Below are 17,305 nucleotides of genomic sequence, written 5' to 3'. Positions count from 1 at the left end.
AACGGGATATCGGCGTTGAGTGTCTCGCGGATCGGCTTGCCGTTGTCCCACGACTCGGCCAGCGCGATGGCCTCGAGATTCTCCTCGATGCGGTCGGCGATCTTGTTCAGGACCACCGCACGTTCGGCAGGCGAGGTCTTGCCCCACGCCGGTGCGGCCGCATGCGCGGCGTCCAGCGCCTTCTCGACGTCAGCCTCGGTGGACCGCGGGATCTCACAGAACACCTGCCCGGTGACCGGCGACGGGTTCTCGAAATACCGACCCTCGACGGGGGCCACCCATTCGCCACCGATGTAGTTGGCGTAACGCGACTCGAAGGTCATCAACGAGCCTTCGGCACCCGGACGGGCGTACACAGTCATGACTTCTCCCTGCCTTCAGACGACGAAATGTGTCGGTGGTCACTGAAGATAGGTTCAGCAGGGTTGCACCACAGTTGCACGACGTTGCAACGTCGCGCCCAGCTGATTCAACTCAGGTCGAAATCGATGCCGACAAGATGGCCCAACGCCTTGGCCCGGGTGCCTGCACCCGCGTCGCTGTGGTCGTGCAGTTTGCGCCAACCCTCGCGGTCGTCGCGCCCTTCGGGCAGGTCCAGCCAGCGCCGCAGCGTATCGAGGTTGGATTCCGCGAGCACAGCGCCACGCAGGCCGGCACTCAGCTCGGTCCGCAGCCGCGCCACCGCCGGAGACACCGACTGCGGCAGCAGCTCGCCGGAATACGCCCGTAACGCCGCGTCCACCTCGTCGGCACCCAGCGCGTCGAACACCTCACCCATATCGCTGGCGATGGGTTTGACCAGCCGGTACGGCCGCGACGCGAGATAGGCCTCACCGATGACCCGGCGCAACCGGGACATCTCCGCCCGGACGGTCACCACGTCGAGATCCTTTTCATCGAGCAGCACGGCGAGATGATCGGCGCTGAGACCTTCCGGATGGCGCAGCAGCAACACCAGGATGTCGGCATGCCTACCGGTCAGCATGGCGGACCGCACCACGCCGTCGTCGTCGGTGTACTGCCACTGCGGACGATCGGCCCCCAGCACGGTGAGACGGGGCTCGGTGGGCGCCGGCCGGCTCGCGGGCCCAGTCAGCCGCAACAACGCCAGATGGTTTTCCACCGCCACGGCGGTGGCCCGGACCAGCCCCAAGGTCTGCGGCGTCACGATCGCTGAGCCACCCGTGAGGTCGATGCTGCCGAGCAGCGCTCCGGTGACCGGATCGTGGACCGGAACCGCCGTGCAGTTCCACGGCTGCACGACGCGGGAGAAGTGTTCGGAACCGCGGATCTGCACCTCGGCGTCGAGAGCCAGGGCCGTGCCCGGCGCGTTGGTGCCCGCGCTGCGCTCGCTCCAGTCGGCACCCGGGACGAAGTTCATCGCCTCGACCTTGCGACACACGGCGAGGTCACCTTCCACCCACAGCAGGGTGCCATCGGGGCCCGTGATCGCGACGACGACGCCGGAGTCGGCGGCATCATCGACCAGCAGCCTGCGGATCACCGGAAGGGCACTCGACAGCGGATTGGCGTCCCGCAGCGCGCCGAGCCGGGCGGCGGCCGCCGCGGCCTGTGCCCCGCGGTCGGGGTCCACACCGGTGGCCAGGCTGCGCTGCCAGCTCTCGGCGACGACGCGCCGGACGGGGGTCGAGTCGAGGTAGGCGGCGTCGACCTCTCCGGCGACGAAAAGCTCGCGGACGGCACGCAGCTGCGCCGACGGCAACCGGCCGCCGGACGTCCTCGCTATGCCCACCTCGATCACGCTCCTCGCGGCATGCCATTTCCGCAGGCCACCGCGTGTTCGCCAGGATAGTTGACCGTGCTCGCAAGGAGAAATGTCAGGCCCGCGTCGCATCCAGAGGTGGCCCCTCAGTCGCGCAGGTCACACCCCGCCGGCACGCAATCCCCCGTTTCGTACCGGTAGACTCATCGCCGATCGGCACATCTGTTCTGCCAGTGCCGCCTCCTCGATCGTCACACCGAGCGCCGCGGGATATCACCCGCGCCGGGCAGGACGACCGCCCTCTACTTTTCGGAGTTTCATTTTGTCTGCGCCAAACCACAGTGGCAGCACTGTGCCCACGTTCGCCGAGCTCGGCCTTCCCGCCGAGATCGTCACCACCCTCGCCGCCAACGGCGTCACCTCGCCGTTCCCGATCCAGGCCGCCACCCTGCCCGACTCGTTGACTGGCCGCGACGTGCTCGGCCGCGGCCGCACCGGGTCCGGCAAGACCTACGCGTTCCTGCTGCCTTTGGTCGCCCGGCTCGCCCGCAGCGAGAGTCGCCGGATGTCGCGTCGACCGCGCGCCCTGATTCTCGCGCCTACCCGCGAACTCGTCACCCAGATCGAGGCGTCGCTGGCCCCGCTGGCCGCCGCAACCGGCCTGAAGTCGATCAACATCTTCGGCGGAGTTGGCCCCGGCCCGCAGATTTCGGCCCTCAAGCAGGGCGTAGACGTGGTGATCGCCTGCCCAGGCCGGCTGGAGGACCATGTGCGATCCGGCCACGCCGACCTGTCCGCCGTCGAGATCACCGTGCTCGACGAAGCCGACCACATGGCCGACCTGGGCTTCCTGCCCGGCGTCAAGCGTCTGCTGGACAAGACCCCGAAAGACGGTCAGCGGCTGCTCTTCTCGGCCACCCTCGATGCCGGCGTCGACGTGCTGGTCAAGCGCTACCTGCACGATCCGGTGGTGCACAGCGTCGATTCGGCGCAGTCGCCCGTCTCCGCGATGGTGCACCACGTACTGCACGTGGACAACGCGGCCCGCGTTAACGTCGTCGCCGACCTTGCCGCGGCTCCCGGCCGAACCATCGTGTTCGCGCGTACCAAGCACGGCGCGAAAAACCTGACCCGCCAGCTCAATTCGCGAGGCATCTCCGCGGTCGAGCTGCACGGCAACCTCTCGCAGAACGCGCGAACTCGCAATCTCACCGCATTCTCCGACGGCTCTGCCACCGTGCTGGTTGCCACCGACATCGCCGCCCGCGGAATTCACGTCGATGATGTGAACCTGGTGGTGCACGCGGACCCGCCGGTCGAGCACAAGGCGTATCTGCACCGCTCCGGACGTACCGCGCGCGCCGGCAACGAGGGCACCGTGGTGACCCTCATGCACGACGCGCAGGTGTCGGACGTGCGGAACCTCACCCGCAAGGCCGGCGTCAAGCCGACGATCACCCGCATCAACGGCACCGATCATCCGGTGCTGCAGCAGATCGCCCCCGGCGAGCGGGTTTTCGGTGAGCTCAAGCGTCTCGAGCCGAAGCCGGCCCGGCCTCAGCCCGCGCAACCGGGGCGCAACAAGCCGCGCAACGCGGGGCACCCTGCCGGGGTCACCGGCTCCCGTGCCGGAAGCCCCGCGGCCCGCAATGGCCGGCGGCGCCGGCCGAGTCGTCCCAACGACGCCGCGGGTAACAGCAAACACTAAACGGCTCGGGCCGCTTAGACTCTGCAGCGATGCTGTACGACGTCGTGATGGCCTGCGCGCCATTGGTCGCGGTTGCCCCCGCGGTGATCGGCGTGGCCACCGGCCACACCGACTTCACCACGAAGGGGCAACTGCAGCGCGGGCTGTACCGCTCACTGCTGCTCGCCGAGAAACTGCCTGCCACAACGCCCGGTAGCGTGCAGATCGCCGCCGACATCGACCGGGTCACCCTTGCGGTGGCCTACCGGGCGCAGTATCCGCAGCGCGGCATGGAGATCACCCGGCTCGCATTGGTTGGTCTGGGATTGCTGACCGCGCTGGTCGTCTACTACGCATTGCTGTGGGTCGACGCGTGGTGGGTCTACCAGGTGCTGTTCGGGATCCCGGCGCTCCTGATGGCGGGTTGGCTGTACCGCGCTGTCGGCAATTTCGTCCGCAATGACGGCCTGACCCGCGCGGTGTTCGAACACTTCGGTGCCCCAACCGAATTGATCAGGCCAACCACTGAACTGATCACCAGGACCCCGGCCCCGACGATGGCCGCGGTGTTCGAGCGGGCCGCCGACATCCGAGACCGCGCCCACGGTGGAACGCTCAGCTCACTGGCTGCCGTGAACGCCGCACTGGCCTCCTTCCACACCCCGGTCAATTGGCGCGCCCTGGTGGACCGCACCCGCAGGCAGCTGAGCACCACCGACTACCGCGGACACGCTGAAACCGCCAGGGTGCAGGCAGAAAACGTGGCCGCCCAATCATTTTCACTGCTCAGCAGTGGGTATGACCGTGCCATGCAGACCCTGACCGGGCCGGTGTTCGCGCTGCGGCTGTCGTGGCTCGACGCGCGTGAGCACGACCGCATCGCCAAAGCTGAGCGGGCAGGCGACGTGTACCGGGCGGCGTGGCTGGCGACGCACTACCGCGACGAGCGCAGCCGCGTGGCCGGCCAGCTGTCATGGCTGCGCGCCCAGCGAAATGTGCGGCCCCGCTGGCCTCTCCATTCCGAGCGGGACCGCACAAGCTTCGCCCGTGGGGATCAATAGCCCCACGTGTTGGCGGCACTGCGGTCGGTGGCGGCCACATCGTCGGCGCCGTCGCGAACCGCATTGCCCAGGTTGAACAGGATCTCGTTGAGGGACGTTGCGGCCTGGTTCCAGCGCGTCTGTTCCAGCTGATACGCCTCGGCGGCTTCGCGAGTCCAGACACGCTGCAGCGGGGCGAGCTGTGTGCGCAGGTCCTCAAGGGCGGCGTTCAGCCGGGTCGAGGTGGTGTGAATCTCTTGGCGCACCGTGTATTCGATCTCACCGAAGTTGTAGGACAGTACTTGGCTCATGCGTCGCTCCGATCGGTCACAGGGTGTCCGCGACGGCACCGAGCTGCTGCGAATGTCCCTCGGCAGCTTCACGGAGCGTGCGTTCGTTGTAGCGGATGGTTTCGGCGATACGCTGAAGCGCGGTGTGCAGCTTGAGCGATTCACTGTTCCAGCGGTCGACCACATCACGGAACCGCACAGCCGCCGCCCCACCCCACACTGACGGTGGCACACTGCTCATTCGCCCGATGAACGTCTGCAGCATGGCGCGGATGTCATCGTTGACGACATCGATCCGGCCGGCCGCAGTGGTCATCACATCGAAGTCGGTACCAAGGGATCCCGAAGCTGAAGCCATCTCGCACCTTCCGGTTGTCTTGCGGGGTATATCAATTCGACGCAGGCGGGGCCGATTCGGTTCCACCCGATTTCACAGCACAGCGTGCGCAGAGCGGATCGCCTCCTCGCACGGCGCCGCGCGCCGGTCCGCGGGGCCTTGGCAGCCGACGGCGATGCGGACCGTCTTGTCCGCGAACACCGCCCAACCGATCTCCCGCCCGCCGCGGACCTCGCGGTAGCTGACCACTGGACGGTCGGCGATGCGGTCGGCCGGGTTGAAGTCGGTGAAAACCCCCGCCGGTTGTTTGTCCAGAGCGCGCCGCAACGTGTCGGCCACCGTCTGCGGGTCGGCCGTGTCGATCGGCGACTGGGTCAGATAGATGACGGTATCCGGATCGGCCACCGAAACCACCTCCACCCGAGCTGATCCCGGGCCAGACGTCACCCGGCGCACATGCCAATCCGCCGGGGTCTGCATGCTGACCCGGCCCTCCACCAACGCCGTCTGCCTGGGCAGGGCAGCGGGCCGGGCGGCCAGGCCCGCACATGTGAGCGCTACGGCTACAGCGATCCCGATGAGATAGCGGTTGTCCCGACGGCGCCTGGTCACGGTGGCCGGGCGGACCTCCTCTCGCGGAACGGCTACCCGCGCGCCGTTCGCCATCATCCGGGGACCGGCCATGGATATCGTTGTGCCGCAGGCGCGTACGGCGTCGCCGACCGCGCGCGCCAGCGCAGCGGCACCGCCGACCTCACCCGGCGCGTCGACGACGACCTGGGCGGCTCTTCGGGTCGCCCCGGCCACTTCGCGTGCCAATGCGGACGGCGTACCCCGGCGGACCAAACGCACCGATTCACTGTCCTCGCACGACACCATGATCAGCTCGTCGGCGATCTCCACCACCGCCCATGACGGGGCGTCCAGCGCCGCGGCGAGGGCCTGAGCCCGGTGCAGCACAACACCGTCGAGGTCGGCAACCGCAGTCCGGACCCGGTCGGTCTGGTCGGTGGTCCACCACGTCGGGCACACGACGATCGGTGCCTCGAGGTGCCGGCCGGCAGCCGCACGAATGACCTGAGCCCACAGGTCGTCGACCGGCACCGGTTCGTCATCGACGAGCGCCACGGTGTCGTCGATGCACTCCACGGCGATCCGCGCAGACTCGTCAGGAACCGTGCCGGGGCCGCGCACCAGTACCGGGCCTGCCTCGATGACGGCGGTCGTCACGGCATCTCTCGCTCGGGGACGACGGCCACCTGGATCACCTGATCGCCACCGGTACGGGTGACGAGTGTGCCACGCCCAGGCGGCAACTGCCGTGGTCGCACACTACCGAACAGCACACCGTCATCGGCGCCCGCGCTCATCACGAGGCCCATGCAGCCGAGGTCTCGCATCCGTGCCAGCATCGGGTCGAACATGGCCCGTGCCGCTCCCCCGGACCTGCGGGCGACGACGACGTGCAGTCCCACATCCTTGGCATGCGGCAGGTATTCGAGTAGCGGGCTCAGCGGGTTGGCGTTGTCGCCGACGACCAGATCGTAGTCGTCGATCACGATGTAGAACTCCGGCCCGGACCACCAGGAGCGGCTGCGCAGCTGCCGCTGGGTGACGTCGGGCCCGGGCATCCGGGTTCGCAGCAGCTCCAGCGCAGCAGGCAGGTGGGTCGCCACGGCCGCCGGTGAGATGGCGTAACCGGCCAGATGCTCGGACTCGACCACGCCGAGCAGCGTGCGTCGGAAGTCGATGAGGAGCAGACGCACCTCGCGGGCACTGTTGTTCGCGGCCAGCTCGGCGCACAGGGTGCGCAACGCCGTGGTCTTGCCGCACCCGGTGTCACCGAGCACGAGCAGATTGCTCTGGTCGGTGAAATCCAGGAGCACCGGCCGTAGTTCGTGCTCACCGATTCCGATGAGCACCTGGCTGGCCGGCCGGGTCTTGATGGCCTGCTGCAGACCACGATGGTCGATCACCGTCGGGAGCAACCGAATCGGCGGAGCACACATGTCGGGATATTGAGCGCGCAGTGTCTGGCCGACACGTGCGGCAGCCTCGACCAGACCCGTCGTACCCGGCACACCGTCGAGCCGAGGTACTCCGATCAGCAACTCACGGCCTTCTCGAGTCAGTCCCCGTCCGGGGCGCCGGTCGGCGAGGGTGCGGGCACGCTTGCGGTCCATCTCCGATTCGGCGGGGTCACCGAGCCGCAGTTCGATCCGGGTGCCGAGCTGATCCTTGACCGATGGGCGGAATTCCGCCCACCGTGACGCGGTGAGCACCACGTGCACGCCATACGAAAGACCTTGTGCGGCAATACCGGTGATTGCTGCCTCGACCGCGTCGAGGTTCTGCCTCAATACGGGCCAACCGTCGACGACCAGGAACACATCGCCGAATTCATCGTCGGTGGCCGTCGGGTCGGATGCGCGACGCTGACGATACGCGGCCATCGAGTCCATGCCCAGTTCGCCGAACCGCGCCTCCCTGCGGCGCACCACATCCTCCAACTGCGCCACCGTGCGCCGCACCAGGTCCAGGTCGTGGCGGCCGGCCACCGCACCGACATGGGGCAGCGCCAGCAGGGACGCCAAGCCTCCACCGCCGAAGTCGAGGCAATAGATCTGGACGTCTCGGGGATGATGTGTCGCCGCGAGGGCCATCACCAGGGACCTGGCGGTGATCGACTTGCCGGACTGTGGACCGCCGACGATCGCCACGTTGCCCGCGGCACCGTCCAGGGTGACGGTGAGCCGGTCACGTCGCTGTTCGAAAGGGCTGTCGACCAACCCGATCGACACCGTCAACGGTGTGCAGCCCGCCAGCAACACGTCGCTCAGCGGCACGATCTCCGGTAGTGGCGGAAGCCAGACCTGGTGTGCGGGCCTGCCGTGCCCGGCGATACGCGCGAGCACCGTGTCTATCAGGGTGGAGCCGGTCTCGCGGCACGACACCGCATCCGCCGACGCCCATTCCGCCGTGAACCGGCGGACCGCGGTGGGCCTGGCCGGCAGTGGCGCGGGCATCGGCGTCGAGACGTATGCGGTGTGAAACCGCACCAGATCACCGGCGGGTGTTTTCAGGTAGGCCGCGCCCGGAGTACTCGGCAGTTGGTGAGCGTCGGCGATTCCCAACACGGCACGGGATTCGCTTGCGGAGAAGGTCTTCAGACACACCCGGTAGGAGAGATGGGTTTCGAGCCCGCGCAGCCTGCCCTCGTCGAGACGCTGACTGGCCAGCAGCAGGTGCATACCCAAAGACCGGCCCAGCCGGCCGATGGCGACGAAGAGTTCGGCGAAATCCGGATGCTGGTAGAGCAGCTCGGAGAATTCGTCGACGATGATCAGGAGGGCGGGCAGCGGCGGCAGGTCGGGCCGTTGCCGTTGGTATTCGGTGATGTTCGCGAGATTTCCTGCCGCGCGCAGGATTTCCTGGCGGCGCGTGATCTCCCCGGCCAACGCATCAGCCATGCGTGCGACCAGCGCGGCCTCGTCAGCGAGGTTGGTGATCAATGCGCTCACGTGCGGTGCCGACTGAAGGCCGAGAAATGTTGCGCCGCCCTTGAAGTCGACCAGGATCAGATTGAGCACCTCGGGCGAATGCGTCGCGACCAAGCCCAGGGTCAGGGTTCGCAGGAACTCGGATTTGCCCGACCCGGTGGCACCCACGCACAGCCCGTGCGGGCCCATACCGTTCTGGGCGGCCTCCTTGAGGTCGAGGTGCACCGGTGCGCCGTCGTCACCGACGCCGATCGGAACCTGTAGTACGGAACCGGATCGCTGCCAGGTGAACTCGGGATCCAGCGCCGCGGGGTTGCCCACCCCGAGCAGACCCGGCCAGTCCGTCGGTGCCCGTAGCGATACGTCCGGCTGATGCGGCGCGAGCCGTCGCGCACACGTCAGCGCGTCGTCGAGCGTCACACTGTCCCAAAGGATGTCGTCCGAGTCGACATCAAGCCTCAGGTCTGCGCTTCCGGCCCCCTCACCGGTGTGCACCACGGTGATGCCGGTAGCAGGTGGCGGCAGTTGCGCACCCGGGTGATCGACGATGACCACCAGGTGCGGGGCTACTGCGCTGCGGGATGCCTCCGCGGGCGTGCGGTAGCGAAGATGGCTCTCGACATCGTGCGGATGCCGGTGATGCGGAAGCCATTTCAGCCACTCCCACTGCGCCGCCGATGCGTCGTCCAGCGCCGCGGCGACTCGCACGTCGTGCGGTCCGTGCGATACCGCCAGCCCGCAGACGATCGCGCGGATCAATGCCCGGGCGCGCGAGCGGTCGCCGCCGATCGAGAGGACCCCGGTTTTGCGCAGTTCCACGGTGACCGGCGCCTCGGGCACCATGGCCCGTCGACCGATCACGCGCTGCAATGCGGCCGCTGTCACGGGATCCTGCTCGGCACCCGCAGCCGACTCGAGCGCGACCAGCCTGGCGGCCGGCACGACGTCCCCGACACCGATGCGGACCACACAGAAATCGGGATCGCCAGGCCCACGTCGCCACATGCGGTCAGTACCGACCAACATCCACAGCACATCCGGGTCCGGATGGCGCGTGTACAGCGAATCCCGCTGTGCGCGGGCGGTCCCCGCCGCCGCCACGTCGATGCCGTCGAGATAGTTCAGGTAGTTCCGCCGGTCGCGATCGAGTTCCGCGGTCCGCCCGGTGCCACGGATGCTGTAGGCCAGGGTGCCGAGCGCCGACATCACCATCATCACGGGGAACAGCGTGAACATCGGTCCGCGCGAGGCCGCGGCACCGGATCCGAAGTAGACGACCATCATGCCGACCACGGCGAGCACAAGTACCAGCGGCAGCAGGCGGGCCAGGAGGTTCGTCGGTGCACTCGTCGGCACCGGTGGCGGCGCATCGATGACGAGCTCGCCGGGCGATGCCGGCGAGCTCGGCCGGGGTTGCGCGGTGAGCTCCATCAACGTTAAGACGCACACCGGAGCCGATCCGTTCCACCCGAAATTGCTGCACTGCGCCCCCGCGCTGCTCGGCTACGGTGTGTTCACTGGCGTCAACCGGGGGGTGATGGCGTGCCGAATGCATTGTGCCGAGTCGCGATTCACTGTGAGTTGCCCGGTGCCGACGAGCCGGCGACGGTCGATCTGAGTCTGCCGTCGTCGATGACCGTCGGGCAACTGATACCCGCCATCGCCGATGCCGTCGGTGCAGGAACCGGACCGCGCCGCTGGAGTTTGTCCCGCGTCGGCGGGCCGGCACTGGACGAATCGATGTCCTTGAGCCAGCAGGACATTCGAGACGGCGATCTGCTGTTGTTGTGTGCCGCTGCGGTGCCGAAGCCACGGCCCCGCGACCCGTCCCTGATCGGTGCACTCGCCGAGGCGATCCCGGACCCCCAGCACCCCGCGTTACGCCCGGTCGGTTGTCTTGGCGCTGTGCTGGTCGGCGCGATGACACTGGTCGCAGCGGACGGTGTGGGCCGGCTCGCCACCGCTGCGGCCCTGACCGTTGCCGTGACCTGCGCCGCCTTGGCCGCGCGCCGGGTGCGCTGTGGCCCGCACTCAGTCGTCGCGCTGGACATGTGCGCGGTGCTGCAGGCCGCAGTGCTCGGATTTCTGGTCGTGCCTGGCGGCCCGGCAGCGGCGAATGTCTTTCTGGCCGCGGTGGCGTCGGCTTCGGTCGGCGCGGTTCTGCTCCGGGTAACTGACGGCAGCACAGTCATTTTGATCGCCGTGGTGGCGGCGACCGCGACTGTCGGGGTGATCAGCGGGGTGGGGGTGATCTGGCCGATGTCTACGGCGGCGCTCGGGGCTGTGGTGGCCACGGCAGCACTGGGCGGGCTCACGGCGTCTCCGCGATTGTCGATCGCGCTGGCCGGTCTCACCCCTGCGCTCCCCGGCGACGACGATGAACCTGACGGCAACGTCGCCGGCCGCGTGCTCCGCGGGCACCGAACGCTGACGGGACTGGTCGCCGGGTTCTCCGCCGCGGCGGGGTTGGGAACGATGGTTGTCGGTGTCGGCGCTGGGCCCGCGGTGACGCCGGCAGCCGTGGCATTCACCGCCGCAGTGGGGGTGGCACTGATGCTGCGTGCCCGCTCGTATGCTTCAGGCCCGTGCCGGATCGCGCTCGCGGTAGCCGGATTCGCCGCCACCACAGCGCTATTCGTTCTCATCGTGGCGTGGTCGCCGGAATCCGCGCACTGGGCGGCAGGCATTGCCGTCAGCGCGGGACTGGCGGCACTCACGCCGCGGATGGCCACCCTGGCAGCCGGTCACCGCGCCACCCGCGTCCTCGATGCCGTGGAATACCTGGCACTGGCGTCGGTGGTACCGCTGGCATGTTGGCTCGCCGGGCTCTTCGACCTGGCCCGAGGTCTGAACCTGCCATGAGCAGGCTCGCCCGGCTGATCGCGGCGGCTGCAGTCCTTGCGCTCGCAGCGGCACCGGCTGCCACTGCGCTGGGACCACGACCGATTCCGACGGTGGATCCGCCGTCGGTCGACAGTGCGTTGCTGCCGCAGGCGTCCGCACCCGGTCCCCCGGGACCGACGCGGCAACGCGGGCAATGCTTCACACCGACAGCACGTGCGGCCGACGGCGCCCACAATCCGGTCGAGCTCGAGGCCGTGTGGCGACTCACCAAGGGGCGCGGTCAGACCGTCGCGGTGATCGATACCGGGGTCGTCCGGCACCGCCTGCTGCCCCACCTCGTCGGCGGCGGCGACTACGTGGCGCGCGGCGACGGGACGAGTGATTGCGACGGGCACGGGACCATCGTCGCCGGGCTGATCGGCGGGGCTCCCGACGGCCTCGGCTTCAGTGGGATCGCTCCGGAGGCAACGATTCTCAGCATTCGCCAGTCGAGCACCAAGTTCGCCGTCGAAGGCCAGGCGCCGGGGGTCGGCGACGTCGACACCCTGGCCCGGGCTGTGCGCACCGCAGCCGACCTGGGCGCCACCGTCATCAACATCTCGTCGGTGGCCTGCGTGGCCGCCGCGGACCGTCTCGACGACCGGGCGCTGGGCGCCGCGCTCGCGTACGCCGTCGACGTGAAAAACGTCGTCGTGGTCACCGCGGCAGGCAATGTCGGCGGAGTCGGCCAGTGTCCGGAGCAGAACCCGCCATCCGGGCCTGCCGGCGGACCGGACTGGGACGGGGTGCGTTCGGTCGCGAGCCCGGCCTGGTATGACGATCTGGTCCTGACGGTTGGATCGGTCGGCCGCGACGGTGCCGCGTCGGATTTCACCTTGGCCGGGCCCTGGGTCGACGTCGCGGCACCGGGTGAGGAAGTGGTGTCACTGCATCCCGACGCAGACGGGGTGATCGACCTTCTGGCGCCAGGGAAACCGATCTCGGGCACCAGTTATGCAGCGCCGGTCGTCGCGGGAATCGCCGCCCTGGTCCGGGCACGGTTTCCGCAACTCAGTGCGCGCGACGTCATGCTCCGCATCGAGGCGACCGCACACCGTCCGCCTGCGGGGTGGGACCCCTTTGTCGGCAGTGGAGTTGTCGACACTTTGGCAGCCGTCAGCGGTGGAACACCCGCATCCGCGGCACCGGTCACTGCACCTGTACTGCCGGCGCCGTCGGCAGCGGTTGGCGATGGGCAGCCACGCCGGGTCGCGTTTGGCGGCGCGGCCGCGTGCATCGTTGTCACCCTGACGATCATGTTGTCCGCCAGGAGGTTACGGGAGCGCATGGGCGACAGTGAGCCCGTCTCGGACGACTGATGCGGCGTCGCGGCTCAGTTCCGGGCCGCGGGGCAGGACGGCCAACATCGGCCACGGGCCGGCGACTGCAGGCCCCGGCAGACCGAGATGCTCGGCGGTCCGCTCGTCGTGCACACCGAACAGCACCCCACGGTCGTTGAGGTAGAAGAGCGATCCGGCGGTCCCGCCCGATCCGACGATTGCTGCCGACCGCACCAACGCACCGCGACCGGCCGGGGTGACGACCCGATCGATGTTCGGACCTTCGCCATCCGACTGTGCGAGCGTCACCCCGTCGCTCCCGGGCACGGGCAACGAACTGCCCACGAACACCGTCGTATTCGTTTCCGAGCTCTGCCGCCGGGGGTCCCAGCCGGCGCACACGGTGTCACCGATGCCCTGCGCGACCCGATTGGGAAACCTGCGTACTGGCAATGTCTCGACGAACGGCACGGTCGCGATCACGTCGGCTGCGACCACCGGGGGTTGTCCGGCAGGCTGGGCGACGGTGAACCGGATCAGGTCGGCGACGACGGGGTCGACGCGCTGCACTCCGTCGGGCAGCACGGCGTAGAACTCATGGTCTGCCGCTCGTTCCACCCGCACCACGGTGCCGACCCCGAGGCCACCCAATGCGGGCGGGCCGGGTGCGCCCGCATCTGCGATCGGCGGAGCCGCGATCGCCGGCACCTCGGGCACGCTGTCCAGCAGCGAACGCGAGACCGGCAGCGGTGCAACACCTTCCAGGTGCAGTGCCCGCATCACCGCGATATCCCGAAGATCGACCGCCGCGCGCCAGCCGTCGAAGAGCAGATACGTGGCCGCGGGCCCCTCACCACGCGGGGCCACCAGCAACGCCTGCCCGCCTGGCAGGCCGCCGGTACCCGCGGGTAGGCGCCCCACGATCAGCACTGTCGCCGGCGGATCGGCCACATCGCACAGCGTCCAACCCGACTCGTCGATGCTCAGCGGACGGTCGATCTGCGTGGGCGCCCCCGGGATGCCCACGAGCGGACCGCGTTTGGCCGCGGCGAGCGCGCGGGCACTCACCGGCCGTGGGTTGGCGGGCGTTGCGGCCAACAACCGGGCTGAGGCCAAATTGAGCACCGGGTGCCCCGATTATCAGGCGTTAAATGCCTTAGTGGTACCTATTTATGCGTGTTGAGCTGCAGTTTTATTGCGGATACACTGTATATTGTTAGGTTATGAGCAGCCGACATTCTCTGGAATTTGCACGGCGCGCCTTCCCGATGAATGTAGGAAACCGGGGTAAATGTTTACCCCATGGAGCTACACGACGATCCTCAGCGGCTGGTCGAGGAGTACGCCCAGCAGCACGCTCGGGTTCTGGGCGAGGTGCATGGCGATCTGGCTGCTCGCCATGGGGAGGTGCCGGATCGGTTTATCGATCAGGGCACCAATGTGCGACCTATCACGACGTCGTGTGCGGTGCTGGAGACGGTGCTGTTTTCGCGGTTGCGGCGCCAGACGGAAGATTCGACGTTAAAGGCGACGGCGGGCAACGGTTTTGGGATCCGTCTGCTCGACGGCAACGGTACTCAGATCGGTGTGCGCAAGCATCCTCGCAACTGGGATGGCAGCCTGCTGGAGCCGGTGCCGTATGTGCCCGGCGGGGAGCAGTACAGCATCGAAGACGTCCTTGGTCCGCTCGGCGACGAGGACGGGATCGCCGGGCCGCAGGGGTATCGGCTGTATGTGTTGTGGTGGCCGGGCAGTGTCGGGTTCGGTGGCGCTGCGCTGGCTGCCGGGTTGTTGACCAAGAAGGTGCAGGTGCTCTACGGCCGGACTCCGCTGCCGGAGCCGATCATGGAACACCGCGGCATGAACATCGGGCTGGGCGGTGGGTCTTCGGGCCAGGCAAGTTCGGGATCTCGGCGTCGCGACGACGATTTCGCCGAGGTGGACGAGGACGCGGCCAGCGAGGAGGACCAGGAGGACGGCCCCCACTCGTCGTAGCCATCGTGCACAGTGTTGGGTGCATGCCGGGTCTGAAGCTCGGTGACGTTGAATTGAGCGCACGATGATTGAGGTTTTTGGTACACGGGTCCGGCAGGCCCGGTTGTTGCGACGGATGACCGCACGCTCGGTGGTGGAGTCCACCGGCTGGAGCACCGCGCGGCAGTCACAGATCGAGAGATCGGTGACGGTACGGCTGGCGGCGGCCGATGTCGAGGTGATGGCGGAGTTGTTCCGTTTCCCGGCAGCGTTTTTCACCTCGGAGCCGCAGTCCCGGGTGACTGCGGCTGAGCTGCTGTTTCGGGCGCCGAAGTCGATGACGGTCGGTGAGCAGGACTTTCTGGCGACGTTCGCGTCGCTGGCCGGGGATTTTCTCGCCGAGTTGGATACCCGCTCGAAGCTGCCGCCGGTGAAGATCCCGATGGTCGCCGATGATGAACTGGCGCGGACATCAATCGCGACGGCCGCGGCGCGGCTACGCGCCGCGATGGGTGTGGAACCTGATGAGCCACTTGATGATTTGACCTATGAGGCCGAGCGGCTGGGTGCTCCGGTGATTGTGCGGCGCCGGGTGGCCGGCGAGTGGACCAGCGAGTTCGCCGCCACCGGTGGGCGTTCCCGTGATGAGCGGCATCTGGGTTATTCGACGTGGGTGGGCCGGATGCGGGATCGGCCGCTGGTGGTGTTGCGGGAGAGCGATTCGTGGGAGCGGACCCGGTTCACGGTGGCCCACGAGTTGGGTCATCTGGTGTTGCACAGCCAGGTGGATTGTTCGGTCAACTCGGCCCATGAGCAGGAGGCCAACCGGTTCGCTACCGAGTTGCTGGCCCCGGCGCAGGTGATCGCCGGTGAGCTGCCGAAGGTGGTGTCGCTGTTGAATCTGCAGCCGATCAAGGCCAGGTGGGGCTTGTCGCTGGGGTCGTTGATCATGCATCTGCGGGACTCCGGGTTGATTGCCCCAACGAAGGCGAAAATGCTGACTTCTCAGCTGTATTCACGGATCAATCAGTCCACCGGGCACACCTGGGGCATGACCGAGCCGGGATGGCAGGACCGTGCACCCGAGCGGCCGCGGCTGCTGCGCAAGTGGGTGGAACGCTGTTACGGCGGGGCGTCGGTGCCGATGCTGGCCGCCCGCGAGTCGATGATCTACCCGGCCGACGTGCTGGACTGGCTGCTGGCCACCCAGCGGGCCGCACCGGGCACCGAACGCAAACCGGTCGCCGCCAGCGCTGGTGCGGCGCGGCCGGCGCCCGCGCCGGCGGGTACGCCCTCGCCGGTGATCCGGCTCGAGGATTTCCGCCGCAGGGGCCGGCCCTAGTGGCCAGGATAGGACGCGGCTGAGCGTGGCGGCGGTGCAGCGGGTCCGGTTCGCCGACCGTCCACCCACCTACACGGTGGTCGGTGAAGATCTGCTGCCCGTGGCCCCGGCACGGGAGTACCTGACGTTCCTGCGCCATGAGGGTGCCTCGCCGAACACCGTGCGCGCCTACGCATATGGGCTGGCGGCGTGGTTCACGGTGCTGGAGCACACCGGAACCGCCTGGGATGATTTCCCGACCAGCCTGTTCGGGCAGTTCCTGGCGTATCTGCGCAGTGGGGATCTGCCGGGCACGGCACGCATCGGCGAACCCGAACCGGGCATGGCCGAGTCGTCGCTGGCACCGCGCAGCGCCGCGGTGTTGGCGATGTACCGGTATTTCGCCAACGCCCACGACCTGGACCGTCCCTACCGGCGGTTGTTCGCCTCGCATGCCCGCGCCGCGCGGCGCGGCCGCTACGCCCCGTTTCTGACCGGTGTCGGACCGCACCGCCAAAGCGACAGCCCGATCCACCGGTTGCGGGCCCGGCAACGCGCCGAAACCCCAGTGCTGCTGCCGGTGCAGGTCAACGCGATCCTGGACGCCTGCAGTATCCAGACCCCGACCGGCGCGTGGTCGGGCGGCGGAGCGGGGCTGCGGGACCGGTTGTTTTTCGCGCTGCTGGCCGAGACCGGGATGCGAATCGGGGAGGCATTGTCGCTGCGGCACCACGACTTTGACATCGCCGGCGGCGGCACCCCGTCGGTGCTGGTGGCCGGCCGTGACGACCATCCCCGCGGGGTGCGCGCCAAATCCGGGCCACGGCGCATCTACATCGGCGACGACCTGGTGGCGCTCTACAGCGAGTACGTGTGGCAGCTGATCGCCGACGCCGCCGATGTCGTCGTCGGGGACCTGTCGGCGCATTGGGTGTTCGTCAATCTGGTGCGCGGGGTCAAGTACGACCCGATGAGTGCTGAAACCGTCTACGACAAGGTCGATCTCATCACCGAGCGGCGGACCGAGCTGTTGCCGGGCGAGTGGACACCGCACTGGTTACGCCACACCCATGCCACCGCACTGCTGCTGGCCGGGGTGGACCCGCATGTGGTGATGCGCCGGCTCGGCCACGCCGACATCCAGACCACCCTGTCGACCTACGGGTGGGTGACCGCCGATGCCGAGATGCGCACCCTGGCCCAGTGGAAGAACTATGTCGCCGGCTGGAAGGTGAACCGTGACGGGCTCTGAACACCGGGCGCCGGCCGC

The 17,305-nt window shown here is 68.3% G+C and carries 14 protein-coding genes; 7 read left to right on the top strand and 7 right to left on the bottom strand.

Translation table 11 applies throughout. The features are described from left to right. Both A5784_RS20215 and A5784_RS20210 read right to left on the bottom strand, forming a co-directional pair. Positions 1-362: aldehyde dehydrogenase family protein (locus A5784_RS20215; protein ID WP_156750674.1), on the bottom strand; the 362-nt coding region annotated here is incomplete at its 3' end. Between the two features lie 107 nt (positions 363-469). Further along, positions 470-1,762 carry a GAF domain-containing protein gene (locus tag A5784_RS20210; protein ID WP_064946679.1) on the bottom strand — a complete coding sequence of 431 codons (1,293 nt, stop codon included), beginning with the start codon at positions 1,760-1,762 and terminating at the stop codon, positions 470-472. Positions 1,763-2,075: 313 nt separating this feature from the next. Between A5784_RS20210 and A5784_RS20205 the strand changes: the two genes are divergently transcribed. Both A5784_RS20205 and A5784_RS20200 read left to right on the top strand, forming a co-directional pair. Continuing rightward, the gene (locus tag A5784_RS20205) at positions 2,076-3,431 is read left to right on the top strand and encodes a DEAD/DEAH box helicase (RefSeq protein WP_064946678.1); all 1,356 of its coding nucleotides are present in this window, start codon (positions 2,076-2,078) and stop codon (positions 3,429-3,431) included. A gap of 29 nt (positions 3,432-3,460) precedes the next feature. Then, positions 3,461-4,471, top strand: a complete 1,011-nt coding sequence (locus A5784_RS20200) for a hypothetical protein (protein ID WP_064946677.1) — start codon at positions 3,461-3,463, stop codon at positions 4,469-4,471. Here the strand turns inward: A5784_RS20200 and A5784_RS20195 are convergent. The 4 genes from A5784_RS20195 to eccCa form a co-directional block, all read right to left on the bottom strand. After that, the gene (locus A5784_RS20195) at positions 4,465-4,761 is read right to left on the bottom strand and encodes a WXG100 family type VII secretion target (protein ID WP_064946676.1); all 297 of its coding nucleotides are present in this window, start codon (positions 4,759-4,761) and stop codon (positions 4,465-4,467) included. The two genes, A5784_RS20200 and A5784_RS20195, sit on opposite strands and share 7 nt — an antisense overlap. Positions 4,762-4,777: 16 nt before the next feature. Then, the gene (locus tag A5784_RS20190; protein WP_064946675.1) at positions 4,778-5,098 is read right to left on the bottom strand and encodes a WXG100 family type VII secretion target; all 321 of its coding nucleotides are present in this window, start codon (positions 5,096-5,098) and stop codon (positions 4,778-4,780) included. Between the two features lie 72 nt (positions 5,099-5,170). After that, positions 5,171-6,307, bottom strand: coding sequence for a type VII secretion-associated protein (locus tag A5784_RS20185; protein WP_064946674.1), 1,137 nt, complete (start codon positions 6,305-6,307; stop codon positions 5,171-5,173). Continuing rightward, positions 6,304-10,008 carry a type VII secretion protein EccCa gene (gene eccCa, locus A5784_RS20180; protein WP_064946673.1) on the bottom strand — a complete coding sequence of 1,235 codons (3,705 nt, stop codon included), beginning with the start codon at positions 10,006-10,008 and terminating at the stop codon, positions 6,304-6,306. The genes A5784_RS20185 and eccCa overlap by 4 nt, the downstream gene beginning before the upstream one ends. A 111-nt stretch (positions 10,009-10,119) precedes the next feature. On the opposite strand from eccCa, the gene eccD reads away from it, so the two are divergent. Continuing rightward, positions 10,120-11,439, top strand: coding sequence for a type VII secretion integral membrane protein EccD (gene eccD, locus A5784_RS20175; protein WP_064946672.1), 1,320 nt, complete (start codon positions 10,120-10,122; stop codon positions 11,437-11,439). Next, on the top strand, positions 11,436-12,779 hold the full coding sequence (gene mycP, locus A5784_RS20170) for a type VII secretion-associated serine protease mycosin (RefSeq protein WP_064946671.1): 1,344 nt from the start codon (positions 11,436-11,438) through the stop codon (positions 12,777-12,779). Before eccD ends, mycP begins: the two co-directional genes overlap by 4 nt. Here mycP and eccB read toward each other — a convergent pair. Next, on the bottom strand, positions 12,735-13,865 hold the full coding sequence (gene eccB / locus A5784_RS20165; RefSeq protein ID WP_232006159.1) for a type VII secretion protein EccB: 1,131 nt from the start codon (positions 13,863-13,865) through the stop codon (positions 12,735-12,737). The two genes, mycP and eccB, sit on opposite strands and share 45 nt — an antisense overlap. 177 nt (positions 13,866-14,042) lie before the next feature. On the opposite strand from eccB, the gene A5784_RS20160 reads away from it, so the two are divergent. From A5784_RS20160 to A5784_RS20150, 3 genes are all read left to right on the top strand, one after another. Next, on the top strand, positions 14,043-14,735 hold the full coding sequence (locus A5784_RS20160) for a hypothetical protein (RefSeq protein ID WP_156750673.1): 693 nt from the start codon (positions 14,043-14,045) through the stop codon (positions 14,733-14,735). 64 nt (positions 14,736-14,799) lie between these two features. After that, positions 14,800-16,056: a helix-turn-helix domain-containing protein gene (locus A5784_RS20155; protein ID WP_064946669.1), complete on the top strand. Its 1,257-nt coding sequence runs from the start codon at positions 14,800-14,802 to the stop codon at positions 16,054-16,056. Between the two features lie 25 nt (positions 16,057-16,081). After that, on the top strand, positions 16,082-17,287 hold the full coding sequence (locus A5784_RS20150; RefSeq protein WP_064946668.1) for a tyrosine-type recombinase/integrase: 1,206 nt from the start codon (positions 16,082-16,084) through the stop codon (positions 17,285-17,287). The last annotated feature ends 18 nt before the right edge of the window (positions 17,288-17,305 follow it).

The organism is Mycobacterium sp. 852013-50091_SCH5140682, assembly GCF_001665685.1.
Lineage (GTDB): Bacteria > Actinomycetota > Actinomycetes > Mycobacteriales > Mycobacteriaceae > Mycobacterium.
Note: the sequence above shows the minus strand (reverse complement) of the source record. Positions and strands in the feature narration are given on the sequence as shown.

Excerpts from the sequence above, each read along its gene's own strand:
- A5784_RS20190 (WP_064946675.1), bottom strand. The coding sequence starts at position 5,098 with ATGGCTTCAGCTTCGGGATCCCTTGGTACCGACTTCGATGTGATGACC.
- mycP (WP_064946671.1), top strand. The coding sequence starts at position 11,436 with ATGAGCAGGCTCGCCCGGCTGATCGCGGCGGCTGCAGTCCTTGCGCTC.
- A5784_RS20195 (WP_064946676.1), bottom strand. The coding sequence starts at position 4,761 with ATGAGCCAAGTACTGTCCTACAACTTCGGTGAGATCGAATACACGGTG.
- eccCa (WP_064946673.1), bottom strand. The coding sequence starts at position 10,008 with ATGGAGCTCACCGCGCAACCCCGGCCGAGCTCGCCGGCATCGCCCGGC.
- A5784_RS20200 (WP_064946677.1), top strand. The coding sequence starts at position 3,461 with ATGCTGTACGACGTCGTGATGGCCTGCGCGCCATTGGTCGCGGTTGCC.
- A5784_RS20155 (WP_064946669.1), top strand. The coding sequence starts at position 14,800 with ATGATTGAGGTTTTTGGTACACGGGTCCGGCAGGCCCGGTTGTTGCGA.
- A5784_RS20160 (WP_156750673.1), top strand. The coding sequence starts at position 14,043 with ATGGAGCTACACGACGATCCTCAGCGGCTGGTCGAGGAGTACGCCCAG.